Source organism: Sinorhizobium sp. P24N7, assembly GCF_042436655.1.
In the GTDB taxonomy this organism is placed as follows: domain Bacteria; phylum Pseudomonadota; class Alphaproteobacteria; order Rhizobiales; family Rhizobiaceae; genus Sinorhizobium; species Sinorhizobium meliloti_A.
The window spans coordinates 1-255 of the sequence record NZ_JBHMIW010000173.1 but is presented as its reverse complement, the minus strand read 5'-3'; the positions used below and the strand labels follow the sequence as shown (position 1 = coordinate 255).

Below are 255 nucleotides of genomic sequence, written 5' to 3'. Positions count from 1 at the left end.
AATACCTCGTTCGCCAGCCAACGGCGCTGCCAAACCGCGTAGTCCGCATACTGCACCGGCAACGGCGTCAGCCGATCCATGCGGCCCTCCCGGGCCGCGGCATAGAGTTCGCTGAGTTCGCGTGTCAGGATCTTCCGCGACCAATCGTCCGAGACCATGGGGTGCATGCTGATCAGCAGCACGTGGTCGTCCACCGCCAGGCGCGCCAGCCGTCCGCGGATCAGCGGCCCGGCGTTGAGGTCGAATCCTGCCTGC

At 66.7% G+C, this 255-nt stretch carries 1 protein-coding gene; it reads right to left on the bottom strand.

Going from position 1 to position 255, the window contains the following annotated elements; translation table 11 throughout:
* The coding region (locus tag ACFHWW_RS34495) for a condensation domain-containing protein (RefSeq protein ID WP_379943891.1) at positions 1-255 on the bottom strand (255 nt) is incomplete at both ends.